The 12663-nt window shown below is 48.5% G+C and carries 12 protein-coding genes and 1 tRNA gene; 7 read left to right on the top strand and 6 right to left on the bottom strand.

Annotation, left to right across the window (positions count from 1 at the left end; genetic code table 11):
* Positions 1-18: 18 nt before the first annotated feature.
* Together rnr and rlmB are read left to right on the top strand one after the other, a co-directional pair.
* Positions 19-2391: a ribonuclease R gene (gene rnr, locus L0B52_RS01790; RefSeq protein WP_235064828.1), complete on the top strand. Its 2373-nt coding sequence runs from the start codon at positions 19-21 to the stop codon at positions 2389-2391.
* Positions 2391-3125 carry a 23S rRNA (guanosine(2251)-2'-O)-methyltransferase RlmB gene (gene rlmB, locus L0B52_RS01785; RefSeq protein ID WP_235064827.1) on the top strand — a complete coding sequence of 245 codons (735 nt, stop codon included), beginning with the start codon at positions 2391-2393 and terminating at the stop codon, positions 3123-3125. The genes rnr and rlmB overlap by 1 nt, the downstream gene beginning before the upstream one ends.
* A gap of 1 nt (position 3126) precedes the next feature.
* Here the strand turns inward: rlmB and L0B52_RS01780 are convergent.
* The 5 genes from L0B52_RS01780 to L0B52_RS01760 all read right to left on the bottom strand — a co-directional run bounded on the left by L0B52_RS01780 (position 3127) and on the right by L0B52_RS01760 (position 6910).
* Positions 3127-3203 (bottom strand) — tRNA-Ile (locus tag L0B52_RS01780).
* 56 nt (positions 3204-3259) lie between these two features.
* Positions 3260-4660, bottom strand: coding sequence for a TRAP transporter large permease (locus L0B52_RS01775; RefSeq protein ID WP_235064826.1), 1401 nt, complete (start codon positions 4658-4660; stop codon positions 3260-3262).
* Positions 4657-5199, bottom strand: a complete 543-nt coding sequence (locus L0B52_RS01770; RefSeq protein WP_235064825.1) for a TRAP transporter small permease — start codon at positions 5197-5199, stop codon at positions 4657-4659. Before L0B52_RS01770 ends, L0B52_RS01775 begins: the two co-directional genes overlap by 4 nt.
* Before the next feature lie 138 nt (positions 5200-5337).
* Positions 5338-6309 carry a TRAP transporter substrate-binding protein gene (locus L0B52_RS01765; RefSeq protein ID WP_235064824.1) on the bottom strand — a complete coding sequence of 324 codons (972 nt, stop codon included), beginning with the start codon at positions 6307-6309 and terminating at the stop codon, positions 5338-5340.
* A 70-nt stretch (positions 6310-6379) separates the two neighbouring features.
* Complete coding sequence (locus tag L0B52_RS01760; RefSeq protein ID WP_235064823.1) at positions 6380-6910, bottom strand: cytochrome c5 family protein; 531 nt, start codon at positions 6908-6910, stop codon at positions 6380-6382.
* 162 nt (positions 6911-7072) lie between these two features.
* Here L0B52_RS01760 and L0B52_RS01755 point away from each other — a divergent pair, with 162 nt between their 5' ends.
* Together L0B52_RS01755 and sppA are read left to right on the top strand one after the other, a co-directional pair.
* Entirely contained in the window at positions 7073-7999 is a 927-nt protein-coding gene (locus L0B52_RS01755) for an RluA family pseudouridine synthase (protein ID WP_235064822.1), read from the top strand.
* A complete protein-coding gene (gene sppA / locus L0B52_RS01750) occupies positions 7996-8952 on the top strand; it encodes a signal peptide peptidase SppA (protein ID WP_235064821.1) in 957 nt (318 codons plus the stop codon). The genes L0B52_RS01755 and sppA overlap by 4 nt, the downstream gene beginning before the upstream one ends.
* Here sppA and L0B52_RS01745 read toward each other — a convergent pair.
* Positions 8908-9486: a nucleoside triphosphate pyrophosphatase gene (locus L0B52_RS01745; protein ID WP_235064820.1), complete on the bottom strand. Its 579-nt coding sequence runs from the start codon at positions 9484-9486 to the stop codon at positions 8908-8910. The two genes, sppA and L0B52_RS01745, sit on opposite strands and share 45 nt — an antisense overlap.
* 30 nt (positions 9487-9516) lie before the next feature.
* Here L0B52_RS01745 and L0B52_RS01740 point away from each other — a divergent pair, with 30 nt between their 5' ends.
* The 3 genes from L0B52_RS01740 to guaB all read left to right on the top strand — a co-directional run bounded on the left by L0B52_RS01740 (position 9517) and on the right by guaB (position 12662).
* Positions 9517-10461: a lysophospholipid acyltransferase family protein gene (locus tag L0B52_RS01740; protein ID WP_235064819.1), complete on the top strand. Its 945-nt coding sequence runs from the start codon at positions 9517-9519 to the stop codon at positions 10459-10461.
* A gap of 76 nt (positions 10462-10537) precedes the next feature.
* Entirely contained in the window at positions 10538-11161 is a 624-nt protein-coding gene (gene rnt / locus L0B52_RS01735) for a ribonuclease T (protein ID WP_235064818.1), read from the top strand.
* A gap of 40 nt (positions 11162-11201) precedes the next feature.
* Entirely contained in the window at positions 11202-12662 is a 1461-nt protein-coding gene (gene guaB, locus L0B52_RS01730) for an IMP dehydrogenase (protein ID WP_235064817.1), read from the top strand.
* The last annotated feature ends 1 nt before the right edge of the window (position 12663 follow it).

Here is a 12663-nt window from a genome sequence, read left to right as displayed (position 1 = left end):
TTTAAGGAGGATGTTCCTATGAGTAAGAAAATCACTAACTGGCGTAAACTCGATCCATTTCATGCGCGTGAGAAAGAAAAATACGGTGCAAACCCGTTGCCGAGTCGTGAATTCATCCTGCAATGGATGGGTGAAGAAGGCAAGCTGCTGACTTTCAATCAGATCATTAGTGCTTTTGCTTTAGATGAACAGCAAAGTGAGCACTTAAGCCATCGTTTGAAAGCGATGATTTCAGCCGGGCAGCTCACGCGCAACCGTCAAGGTCGCATCGGGATTACCAAAAAAATGAATTTGCTCACCGGGCATGTGGTTGCTCACCCTGAGGGTTACGGCTTTTTTAGCCCGGAAGGTGATGAGCCTGATGGCTTTATCCCGCCCAAATACATGCAGACATTGATGCATGGCGATAAGATCATTGCACGGGTGAAATTTGTTGATAAACAAGGGCGTAAAGATTATGCGCCGGTAGAGATTCTACACCGCGAGCAACAACGGGTTGTCGGTACGCTGAAAAACGAACAGGGCGTGTGGTTTGTTGTTCCGGAAAACCGCCGACTGACCAATACGGTATTGGTTTCTCCGGATAAGCTTGGCCCAGCCAGTGTTGGTGAGATTGTTGTGGTGCAAATTCATGAGTACCCAACGCGAAACCGTCAAGCGGCAGTGGGGGAAGTGGTTGATGTGCTTGGTGATGAGCTTGCCCCGGGCTTGGAAGTCGCTATCGCCATGGAAAACCACAATATTCCGTCAGAATTCCCGCAAGCAGTACGTCAGCAAAGTGAACGTTTGCCTGAAGCATTAACCGATAAAGACTACCAAGGGCGTTTAGATCTGCGTCATTTACCGATGGTGACCATTGACGGCATTACTGCGCGCGATTTTGATGATGCGGTTTATGCGGAAAAGCGCGGCGACAATTACCGCCTATACGTCGCGATTGCCGATGTGTCGCACTATGTTCGCCCTAATGCCCCACTCGATGAAGAAGCGTATTTGCGTGGGACATCGGTCTATTTCCCTGACCGAGTCATACCGATGCTGCCTGAGAAGCTCTCTAATGGCTTATGTTCACTCAATCCGAATGTTGATCGCCTGGTGATGGTATGTGAGATGACGATTGGCCCAGATGGGTATGTGCGACGTTCTAAATTCCATGAGGCGGTGATTCACTCGCATGCGCGCTTTACTTATGAGACGGTTGAAAAGATCTTATTTGAACGTGACCCTATGATGCGCGAGAGCTTCAGCGCCTTGCTTGAACCTTTAGAGCATTTGAAAGCGGTGTATGAAATTTTGGCTGCAGCACGTACTGCGCGTCATACCATTGAGTTCAACTTCAAAGAAGCTGAGTTTGAATACGACAGTGAAGGTAAAATTGCGACGATTGCGGCACGTGAGCGTCTTGATGCTCATAAGTTGATCGAAGAGTGCATGATTATTGCCAACGTCACCGCGGCAAAGTTTTTAGAAAAACATAAGATGCCGGCGTTATACCGCGTGCACGATGACCCGAGCACTGAGCGTTTGGAGCAGCTGCTAGAATACGTCGGTAAATTAGGGCTGGTGTGGCGCGGTTCGGGCACGGATAACATCGAGCCAAAACATTTTGCTTGGTTGCTCGAGAAAGCTAGCGAACGCGATGATCGGGTGCTGCTGGAAAAGATGGTGCTGCGCTCAATGTCGCAAGCGATTTATACCCCAGAAAATCGTGGCCATTTCGGCTTGGCGCTTGATCATTATGCGCATTTCACCTCACCGATTCGCCGTTATCCGGATGTATTGGTGCACCGAGCGATTCGTCACGTATTGCGCGGCGGTAAAGCCAGCGATTACCGTTATTCGCCTGAGACGATGATTGAGATGGGTAAACATTGTTCCATGGTTGAGCGCCGCGCTGATGATGCCACGCGCGATGCGATGGACTATCTGAAATGTGAATTCATGAGTCATCGTTTAGGTGAGCAGTATCACGGACAAATCTCAAACGTTACCAGCTTTGGCTTTTTTGTCACCTTAGACGAGTTTTTTATTGATGGCCTGGTGCATGTTTCAACGCTAACCAGCGATTATTACCATTATGATGCGAACAGCGTTAGCTTAACTGGTGAGCGCAGCGGCCGTGAATTCCATATGATGGATAAGGTTGAGATTCGCGTGGCTAAAGTGGATATGGAAGGCAAGAAGATTGACTTCGAGTTGATTAGTCATGAAGGGGTTCCTGCCGTGAAAGGGCCAGTGAACGGGAAAAATCCTAAACGTAAGTCTAAGCGTGGGGATAAAGACGACCGAGTTGTTAAAAAAGAAAAGAAAGGCCGCCATAATGGGGCCAAAAAAGGCAAAAAGCCGCCTAAAGGCAAAGCCAAAAATAAAGCTAAGAAAAAAGGACAGTGATGAAAACACAGCAGTGGATTGGGGGTGTGCATGCCCTCACTCAGGCATTAGAAAAAGGACAAATACTGCGCATTCAGGTTGCTGATAATAAGCGCTCGAAAAAGGTATTAGCGCTAATTGAGGCCGCCCAAGCTGCCGGTGTCTCGGTGGAAACAGTGCCTGCTTATGCCATAGATATGACGCTTCCCGGAGTCAAACATCAAGGGGTGATTGCCGCTGTTCGCCAAGAATCAGGTCAGGCACACGATTGGCAGAGTGCGATCGCTGGCGTTGAAAACCCGTTGATCTTGATTCTCGACAGCATCCAAGACCCGCATAACTTGGGCGCATGCTTACGCAGCGCTGCCGCTGCTGGCGTTGATGCGGTGTTGATTCCTAACAGCCGTGCGGCGGAAGTGAACGCCACGGTGAAGAAAGTCGCCTGTGGTGGCGCGGATATTGTGCCGGTATTTAGCGTCGCGAATCTACGTCGTGAAATTCAACAGATGCAGCAGCAGGGTATTTGGGTCGTTGGTGGCGCGGGTGAAACAGAACAGACGCTTTATGAGGTCGATTTAAACCTTCCGCTTGCGATTGTGGTGGGTAATGAAGGTGATGGGATTCATTATGGTATTCGCCAGCAATGCGATTATCTAGCCGCGATTCCGATGGACGAACGCATGGAAAGCCTGAATGTATCGGTGGCGTGTGCGCTGATGCTTTTTGAAGCACGCCGACAAAGATACTTTAGGTAAATGGTGGGCCCGGAGGGACTTGAACCCCCGACCAAGCGATTATGAGTCGCCTGCTCTAACCAACTGAGCTACAGGCCCACAAAGAAGGCGGCAATCATACTTGATTTGCCGCCTTTTGTTAAGCAAAAGTTGTGTTATCCACCACTACGTAGTTGGTCTAAGTAGTTCGGGAACGCCAAGGTGATTTCCGGCACATAAGTGATTAAGCCGAGGAAGAAAATCAACAGCAAGAACCACGGCACCACAGCCTTGATCACCCAACCTAAATCACGTCCGGTAATCGAAGAAGTCACAAACAGGTTCAACCCGATTGGTGGTGAGAGCATGCCGAGCTCCATATTAACCACCATGATAATCCCTAAGTGAATAGGATCAATGCCTAACTTAACCGCGATTGGGAATAAGATCGGCGCCATAATCAGGATGATCGCTGAAGGCTCCATAAATGCACCCGCAATCAACAGCAGGATATTGACGATAATCAGGAACATCCAAGGCTGGAGGTTCATATTCACAATCCCTTCAGCGAGATGGTGCGGAATCCGCTCGCTGGTCAGCACATGCGCAAATAACATGGCGTTTGCGATAATGAACAGCAGCATGATGCTCACTTTTGCGGCATCGAGAATACTATCGCGCACTTCATGGTTGGTGAAGGTTTTCGGGATCGCGAGTAACGAAATGCCGAGATTTCGTATTACTGCAGCGCCAATCGCTTCATCTTCTTTACGCCAGGGCACATTTTTTAATGGCCCAATATCACGATAGCCCCATACCGCAATGAAGAAGGCATAAACCGCAGAAATGGCCGCGGCTTCTGTAGGGCTGGCAATACCCATATAAATTGTGCCGAGCACGATAAAAATGAGCATTAAGCCACCAGCAGCTTTAGCGCCACTGTTAAACCACTGCTTTACTCCTGGAAAAGGCAGAGAAGGGAGTTTCTTGATCCGTGCAACGATATAAATCGCGACCATCAATACGCTACCCATCAGCAATCCTGGAACCAATCCGGCTTCAAAGAGTTTAGAAGCGGATTCCTGTGTAGCAGCTGCATAAACGAGCATAACGATCGATGGCGGAATCAAAATACCCAAGGTGCCGGCGGTGGTAATGACCCCCGCTGCGAGCTTTTCCGGGTAGCCTGCTTGGACCATGCCAACAATCACAATTGAGCCGATTGCTGCGACCGTCGCAGGCGATGAACCCGAAACTGCAGCAAAAATCATACACGCCAACACGGAAGCCATCGCTAAACCACCACGAATATGCCCCACGCTATCGTTGGCAAAATTGATAATTCGCCGAGCGACACCGCCGGTAGTCAAAAATGCTGAAGAGAGGATGAAAAATGGAATCGCGAGTAAGGTGTAATGCTCACTGGTGGCACTATAGAATTGCTGCGAGATGCTCGCCAATGAATCGTTGGTAAAAAAGAGCAGGGTTAATACGGATGAAAAACCTAACGCCACGGCGACGGGCATGCCGAGCAGCATCCCGGTAAATAACAAGGTAAATAGGAAAATTGTGGTCATACTTGTTGCTCCGTGGAATTAGGTTGCGCAAGGTGCTCAACGCTTTCTTTTGCTTCATCAGCGTAGGCGAAGCCAGAAGTCCGACCCAGCAGGATATTGATCCCGAGCACTAAAAATCGCCAAAACAGTAAGGCAAAGCCCACGAGAAGACCGGTATAAGGAATCCATTGTTTGACTGGAATATCGACAATGTCAAAACCGATTTTGTATTGACGTTGCACGTATTCCCATGAACTGGTTAAGAAAATCGCCGTATAGGCGATACACACAGCAACTGCAATCAAACCGATGATTTTTTTGATGTTGGGGTGGCTGATGCGATCAGTCAGAACGGTCAAACCGATATGTGATCCAGTACGCACGCCAAAAGATGCACCAAATAACACAAACCATGCCGCGTTCCATTTCAGCGCCTCTTCCATCCACAAAGCAGTGGTGCCAGTTTGGCGGAAAATGGCATCACAACAACCAAGGATGGTCAGGCTGGCGAGCAATAAACAAAGCAGCGCTTCCTCGCTGCGGTGAAGAAATTTAATCACCGGTTAGTCTCCTAATTATCATCTAGGGAGATCTTGGCTTATCATTAGGTATCGGGTAATGATTCGCTAGATACTCTTACAAAAACACCGGCTTAGGGAAGCCGGTGTGTTAAAGCTAATAACAAATTGAGAAAATGCTTATTTATTGCAGGCTTCAGCGGTAGAAATAAGCTCTGCGCCAATTTCTTCTTCAAACTGTGCCCACACCGGACGCATGGCGTCAACCCATTGCTGGCGCTCTTCAGGAGTCAGCTCGATAATTTCGCTACGACCACTTTCAGCAATCGTTTTACGGTCGCGTTCGTTAATCTCAGCAGCTAAGTCATTACCGTAGGCAATGGCTTCGCTCATCGCTTCGCTAACCATCTTCTGATCTTCTTCAGATAAAGAACCCCAGAATTCGTTTGAAGTGATCACCATATAGTCGAGTAGACCGTGGTTAGAGACGGTGATATACGGCTGAACTTCGTAGAACTTCTGCGAGAACGTATTTGACCATGGGCTTTCCTGGCCATCAATCGCTTTGGTCTGCAACAGGGTAAAGACTTCAGAGAATGGCTTTTTCACCGGGATCGCATTAACTGCCTGGTATTGCGCCGCGAGTACATCTGAAGACATGATGCGGAACTTCTTACCGTCAACATCAGCAGGAACACGTACCGGAACACTCGCTGAGAACTGCTTGAGACCGTTGTGGATATAACCCAAACCCATCAAGCCTTTACCATCAATACTGTGCAGTAATTCTTGCCCAGCATCGCTTTCCTGGAAGCAGGTAACCGCGTCCATATCTTTAAACAAGAATGGCAGATCAAAGAGCTGCAATTTTTTGGTTAAACGATTGAGTTTAGATACTGATGGGGCAGCGATCTGTACGTCGCCTAGAAGCAGTGCTTCTAAAACTTTATCATCATTATAGAGCTGTGAATTTGGGAAAACTTCCACCAAAAATTCACCATTTGAACGCTCTTCGAGCAGCTCTTTAAACTTTAGCGCGGATTGTCCTTTTGGTGTGTCATTGGCAACCACATGAGAATATTTAATCGTGGTTTGCGCGAGTGCTGAGGCGCTGATTGCCATAATGGCGGCACTTAACAGTAGCTTTTTCATCGTCTATTATCTCCTGGTTGAAAAGTAACGTAACCTTAATAATTATGCGCCAATGGCGCGATGGCGTCAACTATTGTACTGAGACACCAGAATGATCAAGCATAAAGACAACCATATCATGGAATTGTTCATCACTGATTGCTGCGCCGCCTTTAGGTGGCATAGCAGCGACGCCAGTAATCCCTGACTGTACTAAAGCATCTAATGAGCCTGCGTTGTCCAAACGCGCTTGCCAATCCGCAGCTTCACCAAATACTGGTGCACCTAACATATCATTCGCGTGGCAAACTGCGCAGATACTATCGTAAGTGGCTTGTGGATCGAATGAAGCAGCGGCAGTTTCTGTGCTTGGGCTATCAGATTGAGTGCTTGATTCTGGAGCGCTTTCTGCTGTGCTTTGTTGTTCACTTGCTACATTCACGCTACCCACTGGCGCTGTGCGTGTAGCAATCATATTCTCTTCTGCGATTGTGATGGTAGGATCCGTATTTCCCCAAAAGAAGAAAGGTAAAACCAAAAAGATTGGCATAAAAATAAAGGCGACAAAGATAATCCATTTAACGAAACGTGGAATACCGTTTTTTTCTTGAGTTGCTGTCATGATGATGCGCTCCTGATTTAAGCTTTTTTATACAATTTGTAATCTGTGATTATCACAAATCCGTCATTTTTGCGCAAGCGCACGCGGTATTTTATTTATCTTATTGTGCACGCTATGCTAGGTTTATTAGGTTAAAATGCCGTTTTTATTATTTGGATGTTTATGAGCGAAATTGACACCAGTCGTGTACATTATCTAACAATTAGTGCTGAAGATGATGGGCAACGCGTGGATAACTTTATCCGCAAGCGTTATCCAAACTTGCCTAAAAGCCGCATCTACCAGATGTTGCGTAAAGGTGAGGCGCGACTAAATAAGAAACGTTTGAAGCCAACCAGCAGGATAGCTGCTGGCGATCAGCTACGTTTACCGCCAATCCCTGAAGGCGAGCGCGTGGCGCAATGGATTCCGCCGCAATGGCAAAAGACGGTCGCAGAAAGCGTGCTTTATGAAGACGATAATTTCTTAATCCTCAATAAACCGGCAGGATTACCGGTGCATGGCGGCAGTGCACAGCAATATGGGATGATTGATATTGTGCGCGCCGAGTGGGGTGAGCATTATGCTGAACTCGCGCACCGTTTAGACCGGGACACATCAGGCTGTTTGGTGCTCGGTAAGCATCGTCAAGCATTGAGTGCCTTTCAGCAATTAATGAATGATGGTGCGGTGGAAAAGCGTTATTGGGCGCTGGTTCGAGGTCAGTGGGACGCGCACTGTACGGAAGTAACTTTGCAGTTACATAAAGAAGCCGAAAAAATAGTGGTGCGAGAAGGCGGTAAGACCGCCAAAACCTATTTTCATATCTCACGAGAATTCTCTGAGATGACACTTATTGAAGCGATGCTCGAAACCGGTCGCACCCATCAAATACGGGTTACCACCAGTCATCTTAATCATCCGATAGCCGGTGATGATAAATATGGGGATTGGTCATTTAATCAATCGATTTGCGAGCGCGGCTATCGCGGGATGTTTTTACATGCACGCTCAATCCGTTTTACTTATCAAGACACACTCATTCATGTGCAGGCAGCATTGCCGCAAGCCGCTAAGGACCTACTCGAACAACTGGAGAAAAAATCGTGACCTATGATGAAGAACATGCGCTCGCACAAGTTGCGCAAGAAGCGATAACTGAGCTGCGTCGCCGCCGGCGCTGGAAGATCTTTTTCCGCCTGATCTGGCTGTTGATCTTTATCGCCATTGCTGTGCGTCTTTTTGTACCCAATAAAGGTGAAGATGCCTCACCTTTTGCTAATGCGCATGTCGCGGTGGTTGAGATTGATGGGGTGATTAGCGCTGGCATGGAAGCGAACGCTGAGGATATTAACGAAGTGCTCGATCGTGCGTTTGCAGCGGTTGATGCCAAAGCTGTGGTGCTTGACATTAATTCTCCTGGCGGCTCACCGGTTCAATCAGGGCAGGTTTACCGCCATATACAGGCGCTAAAAGCTGATAACGATAAACCGCTTTATGCCGTGATTAATGATGTTGGCGCATCGGGCGCGTATTATATTGCCGCAGTCGCTGATGAGATTTATGCTGATCCGGCGAGTATTGTTGGCTCTATCGGCGTCATTTCGCAATCGATAGGCGTGCAAGATTTATTAGACAATATTGGTGTAGAGTCGCGTACCTTTACTTCCGGTGAGCACAAAGACTTCCTAAGCCCGGCTGCGCCACTAAAAAGCGATGAAGTCGCGCATATGAACCAAGTGCTTAATGACGTACATCAGCAGTTTATCGATGCGGTCGAAGCCGGGCGCGGCGATCGCCTGGTAGATCCTGAAAGCAATCAACTCTTTAGTGGGCTGTTTTGGAGCGGCGCGCAGGCTGAAGAACTTGGCTTGGTTGATGGTTTAGCTTCACTTCGTGAATTGGTTGATGAGCGCTATGGCCAAGAGATGCCTGTAGTGGTGTATTCGCCGGATCTCACGCCTTGGCAGCAATTGACGCGTGATCTAAAAAGCAGTGTGACCCAGCAGATTAATACATTATTCGGCAAGGGCGAGCAGATCAACGCCGTACTCACGAAATAGTTCGCCAAGGGCGATCGTCGGCAGGCCAATCAGCGCATTGGGATCGCGTCCATTGAGTGCAGAAAAAAGATGAATGCCAAGGCCTTCTGATTTGAAGCTGCCAGCGCAATCTAGCGGTTTTTCGAGGGCGATATAACGCTCAATCGTTGCCTGATCAAGCTCGCGAAACTGCACAGAAAAAGGCTCAACAATGGTGCGAATCGTGGTGCCCTGGCGCACACAGAGCCCGGTATAAAACACCACTTCTCGGCCACTGAATTTCTGTAGCTGCGCTTGGGCGCGTTCTACGGTGTGTGGTTTACCGAGGATGGCATTATCAAGGGTCGCGACTTGGTCGGAGCCGATCACAAACGCTGACTCGGGTGCCTCAATAGCTTGTGCCTTTAACGCTGCCAGACGAGCCACTAAAGCTTGTGGGGGTTCATCTTCTAATGGGGTTTCATCGATGTTTGGCGCTGCTGTGCGCACGTTTAAGCGCAAATTGTGTAAAATGTGGCGGCGATAGGGCGAGGTGGAGGCTAAAATAATGTGCATAAGCAAGATCCGTTTGAGAACACGCGTATTATGACAAACAAACAACAAACAACAAATCATTCTGAGAATCGACGCGGTTACTTATACCCTCGTTATTGGGGGCATTGGTTATTACTCGGTGTGCTGCGATTATTGACCCTGTTGCCGCATCATTTGCGTTTGCGCGTAGGTGGTTGGCTTGGCCGTGGCGTGCTTGGACTGCTTAAGTATCGCCGCGAAATCAGCGCGATCAATATTGCTAAAGCCTTTCCCGAATATAGCGAGCAGGAGCGCAAGGCGCTGCTCAAAAGCTTTAGTGAAAATATGGGGCGAGGAGTGATTGAAAGTGCGATGGCGTGGTTTTCCAGCGATGAACAATTAGAAAAACGCACGACTTTTAGCGCGGACCCTGATTCACTAGCGCTCATTAATAACCCTGATGTGCCGGTTATCTTAGTCGGTATTCATAGCACCATGCTTGAACTGGGGCTGCGTTTGCTTGGGCTTCATATAGACGCCGCCGGGATGTATAAACCGCTGCACGATGATTTTTTCAATTATTGGCTGAAAGAACACCGCGCCAGTTCGGCAACCGATATGGTGCATTATCAAGACATGCGCCTGACCTTAAAACTCTTAAAAAACGGTGGCAATATCTGGTATGCGCTTGATCAGGATATGGGGCCACGGGTAAGCGTTTACGCACCATTTTTTGGTATTAATACGGCCAGTGTGAATATTTTGCCGAAGCTTCGTGAGCGTAGTGGGGCGCACTGGATTCCGGTATTCATGTGGCGAGAAGATGACGGCAATTATAGCGTGCGAGTCGCCGAAGAAATCAAGCCCCAAGACAACGACACCGATGAGGCGGTAATGACACGGGTTAACGCGGCCTATGAGCAAGAAATCCGTCGTTATCCTGCGCAATATTATTGGTTACATCGTCGTTTTAAACATACCGCTGATGGTGCACCGCATGAATACCCTAAACGCTAAAACCGATCTGGCGATATTCCCCACAGGCAAGCGCTTTCACGTTACAATAGCCCATTCATTTTATTTTTGAGTCTTCATGAGCGATACGTTAATTAGCCAGCGCTTTCGTAATTTTTTGCCTGTTGTGGTCGATGTGGAAACCGGCGGCTTCAACTCGGCAAAAGATGCTTTGCTTGAAGTTGCGGCGACTTTTGTCAACTACGATGAACATGGTCACTTGCACTTGGTTGATACCTTGCATTACCACGTTAAGCCGTTTGCTGATGCCAATATCGACCCTGAATCGCTGAAAATTACCGGTATTGACCCTTATCACCCGCTGCGCCCAGCCTGGGATGAGGCAAAAGTGGCTGAGAAACTCTTTGGTGCGATTCGTACCTATCAAAAACAGCAGGGCTGTTCGCGTACCATCTTGGTCGGGCATAACGCACAATTTGATCTCGGTTTTATCAATGCCCTCGCTGAGCGCACGAATTATCAACGTAACCCGTTTCATCCATTTAGCGCTTTAGATACGGTATCACTTGGCGCACTCGCTTATGGACAAACCGTGCTCGCGCGCATCGCACAATATGCTGGATTTGAATACGACAGCAAGCAAGCGCATGGCGCGAAATACGACACTGAGCTCACCGCCAAGATTTTCTGCCATATTGTGAATACGTGGCATGATAAGGTTGGTGCTTTGATTAAGCCGTAAAATCGGGTAAAATGCCGTGCCTCTAAACTTGGGAGGCGTCATGCGCATCATCGAAGAAGCCCTTACTTTTGACGACGTTCTGCTGGTTCCGGATTTTTCCGATATTCTACCCCGCGACGTTAATCTTTCTGTGCCTTTAGCACGCGATATTGTCCTTAATATTCCTATCATTTCTGCCGCGATGGATACAGTGAGTGAGGCGCGTTTAGCGATTGCACTCGCCCAACTCGGTGGGATGGCGATCATTCATAAAAATATGACCCCAGCTGAACAGGCCGCCGAAGTGCGCAAAGTGAAGCGCTTTGAATCCGGGGTCATTCGTGATCCGCTGACTATCGGACCGAATAATACTGTTGGTGACGTGCGCGAAGTAACGCGGACGCATGCGTTTTCAGGCCTCCCTGTGCTTGATGATGAAACCGGCAAACTGATCGGTATTGTCACCCGCCGCGATATTCGCTACACCGAAGATGATCGTTTGGTGCGCGATGTCATGACCCCACAAGATCGCTTGATAACAGTTAAAGAAGGCGCCACTCAGCAAGAAGTTAAAGCGATTTTGCAAAAAAACCGCATTGAAAAAGCACTGGTGGTTGATGATGAATTTAACCTGCGCGGCTTGATTACTGTAAAAGATATCCGTAGCGCGCGAAATTACCCACAGGCATGTAAGGATAAGAACGAAAGTCTGCGTGTCGGCGCGGCGATTGGCCCAGGCGGTGATGCTGATGAGCGTATCGCCTTATTAATGGAAGCGGGCGTGGATTTAATCACCATTGATACCGCGCATGGTCACTCAAAAGGGGTGATCGATAAAGTCGCAGAAGTGCGTCAACGCTTCCCTGATCTTCCGATTATGGCAGGCAATATCGCTACCGCAGAAGCAGCGATTGCTTTAGCAGATGCGGGTGCGGATGTGGTGAAAGTTGGGATTGGTCCTGGCTCAATTTGTACCACACGTATCGTGGCTGGCGTTGGTGTGCCGCAGATTACCGCAATCGATGTCGTTTCTGAAGCGGTTGCTGGACGTGGCGTAACTGTGGTTGGCGATGGCGGTATCCGCTATTCTGGTGATGTCGCTAAAGCGATTGTCGCTGGTGCGAGCGCGATTATGGTCGGCGGCTTACTCGCAGGTACCGAAGAATCACCAGGTGAGGTTGAGCTATTCCAAGGGCGTTCGTATAAATCTTATCGTGGCATGGGCTCATTAGGGGCTATGTCGGCAGGTTCAGCAGACCGCTATTTCCAATCAGGCAAACAAGCAGAAAAATTGGTGCCGGAAGGTATTGAAGGGCGTGTGCCGTATAAAGGTTCATTGTCTGGGGTGATTGAACAGCTTATTGGCGGCTTGCGCTCTTCTATGGGTTATGTCGGTTGTCATAATTTAGCGGAAATGCGCAGCAAGCCACGTTTTGTCAGAATCACTAACGCTGGCGTGCAAGAATCGCATGTCCATGATGTAACGATTACCAAAGAACCACCAAACTATCAAAGACACTAAT

It is taken from the genome of Suttonella sp. R2A3, from assembly GCF_021513215.1.
In the GTDB taxonomy this organism is placed as follows: domain Bacteria; phylum Pseudomonadota; class Gammaproteobacteria; order Cardiobacteriales; family Cardiobacteriaceae; genus JAHUUI01.
This window is presented reverse-complemented; position numbering and strand designations above follow the sequence as displayed.

Coding starts and splice junctions, on each gene's coding strand:
- L0B52_RS01755 (WP_235064822.1), top strand. CDS start 7,073: ATGAGCGAAATTGACACCAGTCGTGTACATTATCTAACAATTAGTGCT.
- guaB (WP_235064817.1), top strand. CDS start 11,202: ATGCGCATCATCGAAGAAGCCCTTACTTTTGACGACGTTCTGCTGGTT.
- L0B52_RS01775 (WP_235064826.1), bottom strand. CDS start 4,660: ATGACCACAATTTTCCTATTTACCTTGTTATTTACCGGGATGCTGCTC.
- L0B52_RS01740 (WP_235064819.1), top strand. CDS start 9,517: ATGACAAACAAACAACAAACAACAAATCATTCTGAGAATCGACGCGGT.
- L0B52_RS01765 (WP_235064824.1), bottom strand. CDS start 6,309: ATGAAAAAGCTACTGTTAAGTGCCGCCATTATGGCAATCAGCGCCTCA.
- rlmB (WP_235064827.1), top strand. CDS start 2,391: ATGAAAACACAGCAGTGGATTGGGGGTGTGCATGCCCTCACTCAGGCA.
- L0B52_RS01760 (WP_235064823.1), bottom strand. CDS start 6,910: ATGACAGCAACTCAAGAAAAAAACGGTATTCCACGTTTCGTTAAATGG.
- L0B52_RS01745 (WP_235064820.1), bottom strand. CDS start 9,486: ATGCACATTATTTTAGCCTCCACCTCGCCCTATCGCCGCCACATTTTA.
- rnt (WP_235064818.1), top strand. CDS start 10,538: ATGAGCGATACGTTAATTAGCCAGCGCTTTCGTAATTTTTTGCCTGTT.
- rnr (WP_235064828.1), top strand. CDS start 19: ATGAGTAAGAAAATCACTAACTGGCGTAAACTCGATCCATTTCATGCG.